At 71.5% G+C, this 3,287-nt stretch carries 3 protein-coding genes and 1 riboswitch; of the genes, 1 reads left to right on the top strand and 2 read right to left on the bottom strand.

Going from position 1 to position 3,287, the window contains the following annotated elements:
* Positions 1 to 545, bottom strand: a 545-nt coding sequence (locus tag I0Q12_RS22560) for a cobalt-precorrin-4/precorrin-4 C(11)-methyltransferase (RefSeq protein ID WP_231611240.1), incomplete at its 3' end; no start/stop codon positions are given.
* Entirely contained in the window at positions 542 to 1,753 is a 1,212-nt protein-coding gene (gene cbiE / locus I0Q12_RS22555; RefSeq protein ID WP_197254900.1) for a precorrin-6y C5,15-methyltransferase (decarboxylating) subunit CbiE, read from the bottom strand. The genes I0Q12_RS22560 and cbiE, both read right to left, overlap by 4 nt.
* Positions 1,754 to 1,793: 40 nt before the next feature.
* A riboswitch (cobalamin riboswitch) is annotated at positions 1,794 to 1,991 on the top strand.
* Positions 1,992 to 2,024: 33 nt separating this feature from the next.
* On the opposite strand from cbiE, the gene I0Q12_RS22550 reads away from it, so the two are divergent.
* Positions 2,025 to 3,287, top strand: a 1,263-nt coding sequence (locus I0Q12_RS22550) for an ATP-binding protein (protein ID WP_197254948.1), incomplete at its 3' end; no start/stop codon positions are given.

The raw sequence follows: 3,287 nt of genomic DNA, 5'->3' as shown, positions 1-3,287 counted from the left end.
CCGTATTCTGCGCTCAACTCCTCCGCGAGCATGCGGATCCGCGTGATCGCCAGGTGCAGAACGAGACTCGCGTGAATCCCCGCGACCTTCGCGAGCGCCTCGGTGTCGGGCATCTTGGTGGAGCGGGCCTGCGTGCGGGTGAGCACGACGGTCTGCGCGAGTTCGGGCACGGTCAGTTCGGTTCCGAGGGTTGCGGCGGCCGCGGCGTACGCGGGTACCCCCGGTGTGACGTCCCAGGGCACACCCGCGGCGTCGAGTCGCCGGGTCTGTTCGGTGAGCGCCGAATACAGCGACGGGTCACCGGAACACAGCCGCACGGCGTCGAGTCCGCGTCGGTGCGCATCGACGAGATGCGCGGTGATCTCGTCGAGATCGAGGTTCTGGGTGTCGATCAGTTCGGCGCCGGCCGCGCAGTGCGACAGCACCTCCTCGTCCAGGTAGGTGCCCGCGTACAGCACCGTCGGCGCCTCGCGCAGCAGGGCAACCGCCCGCAGCGTCAGCAGGTCGGCGGCACCCGGGCCGGATCCCACGAAATGTACTGTCATTTTTCACCTTTCACGACACTCCACTGCACCACCGGACGCAGCGCCTGCCAGCCGGTGAACGTTCCGATCGCGGCGGCGTGTTCGACCGACAGCCGCGTGAGTTCTCCCCCGCGGCGCTTCCACCACTCGACCAGCACCGCCTCGGTCTCCAGCGTCACCGCGTGCGCGACGAGGCGGCCACCGGGGCGCAGCGCATCCCAGCAGGTGTCGAGCACCCCCGGCCGGCTGCCCCCGCCGCCGACGAAGATCGCGTCGGGCGTCTCGAGTCCGGTCAGCGCCGCGGGGGCGTCACCACGCACGACCTGCACCGCGGTCGGGACGCCGAGCCGGGCGGCGTTGCGTTCGATTGCGTCGGCGCGGGCGTCGTTGTGCTCGAGCGCGACGGTGCGGCAGCGCGGATCGGTGCGGGCCCACTCGATGCCCACCGACCCGGCACCGGCCCCGACGTCCCACAGCAGCTGACCCGGCTTCGGGGCCAGCGCGCACACCGCCGCGACGCGGATCGGACGTTTGCTGAGTTGCCCGTCGTGCTCGAAACAGTCGTCGGGCAGACCCGGCGTGGTCGAAAGCCCTTCAGCTCCGCAACATTCGATGCACAGCAGGTTCAGGTCGGCGGCCGGCATGTCGACGAACTCGGAGGCCCGCCCGTCGCGGCGCGTTTCGTCGGTGGGGTGTCCGAGGTTTGCGAGCACGGTGACGCGGGCGTCTGCGAAACCGGCGTCGACGAGCAGTCGCGCCACCTCCGCCGGACCCGAGGCGTCGGAGGTCAATACGACGAGGCGGCGGTCGCGTGTCAGATAGCGGCGCAATGTGCCGACGTGGCGGCCCACCAGGGTGACGGTGTCGCAATCCTCTGCGGCCCAACCCATCCGGGCCCTGGCCAACGCAACGGAGGATACCGTCGGGATCACCCGCACGGCACCGGATCCGAGTCGGCGGATCAGCGTGGTGCCGATGCCCGACACCATCGGGTCACCGGACGCGACCACGACGACGTCGCTCCCGGCGTGCCGCGCCAGCAGGTCGTCGAGACCGGCGAGCAGCGGCGACGGCCACGGCTCGCGGAGAGCGGGCGTGTCCGGCAGCAGTGCGAGGTGCCGGCGTCCGCCGATGAGCACGTCGGCCTGCAGCACCTGCGCCTGCCCTTCGGAGGTGATGCTGTCCCAGCCGTCCGCACCGACGCCGACGACGGTGATCGAGGAACCCATGGCGGTGAACCATAACCGAGACTCTCCGGCTACACTCGGCGGCGGTAGTGACAATCGAGGTGCCCCTTCACAGGGGATAATCGGGAAGCCGGTGTGAATCCGGCACAGGCCCGCTGCGGTGACCCGGGAGTCGTCGATCACGCGCGTAAGCGCAGCCACTGGACCGTCGGTCCGGGAAGGCGATCGCACGGCGCTCGACCGGGAAGTCCGAATACCGGCCTCGATTCGGCTGCCGGACAGAACGTCCCAGCGGGAGCCTGTGGAGGATCTTGTGCACGTGTATCCGTTCAGCGCCGTCGTCGGCTCCGACGACCTGGCGCTGGCCCTGACCCTGTGTGCCGTCTCGCCGGCGATCGGTGGTGTGCTGGTGCGCGGCGAGAAGGGCACCGCGAAATCGACGATGGTGCGGGCGCAGGCGGCACTGTTGCCGCAGGTCACCGTGGTCACGGGCTGTCGTTTCGGGTGCGATCCGCAAGCCCCGGATCCGGCGTGCGTCGACGGTCCGCACCCCGCCGGTGCCGCCGCGCACACCCGCCCGGCCCGGCTCGTGGAACTGCCGGTCGGCGCCACCGAGGACCGGGTCACCGGGTCGCTGCACCTGGGCAAGGCGCTGGCCGAGGGGACCGCGGAATACGAGCCCGGACTGCTCGCGCTCGCGCACCGCGGCGTGCTGTACGTCGACGAGGTGAATCTGCTGCACGACCATCTCGTCGATCTGCTGCTCGATGCCGCCGCGATGGGCCGTTCGACGGTCGAGCGTGACGGCGTCTCGGTCACGCACGCGGCCCGATTCGTCCTGGTGGGGACGATGAACCCGGAGGAGGGTGAACTCCGGCCGCAGCTGCTGGACCGGTTCGGGCTCACCGTCGAGGTCGCGGCGCCGCGTGATCCCGTGCACCGTGCGGAGATCGTCCGGCGTCGCCTGGCGTTCGATGCCGACCCGGACGGATTCGTCGCAAAGTGGTCCGACGCCGAGGCCGCGTTGTCGCGTCGCATCGCCGATGCCCGGCTCCGGCTCCCGCGCGTGCTCCTGCCCGATGCCGCGCTCGTCGCGATCGCCGAGGTGTGCGCGGCGTTCGACGTCGACGGGATGCGCGCCGACCTGGTGACCGCGAAGGCCGCGGTCGCGCACGCCGCGTGGTGCGGGCGTGACGAGGTGACCCGCGAGGACATCGCGGTCGCGGCGAAACTCGCGCTGCCGCACCGGCGTCGCCGCAACCCGTTCGACTCCCCCGGGATGGACGACCGGCTGCTCGACGACCTCCTCGCCGACGAGGACGGCGGACCCGACGATCCCGACGACGATCCGAGCGGTGGTTGCGAGGGTCCGGACGCCGCCGGACCGGATTCCCCGGGTCGGCCTGCGGAGACGACGGTGACGGCTCCCGCCGAGCCTTATCGTGCCCGCCTGCTGGCCGCGGACCGGACCGGTCGCGGAGCGGCGGGGCGCAGGTCACGGGCGCGCACCACGATCGGCCGCACGGTCGGCGAGCACAACGGCGACTCCGGCCCGATCCACCTGCCCGCGACCATC

The organism is Rhodococcus sp. CX, from assembly GCF_015865005.1.
GTDB lineage: Bacteria > Actinomycetota > Actinomycetes > Mycobacteriales > Mycobacteriaceae > Rhodococcus.
Note: the sequence above shows the minus strand (reverse complement) of the source record. Positions and strands in the feature narration are given on the sequence as shown.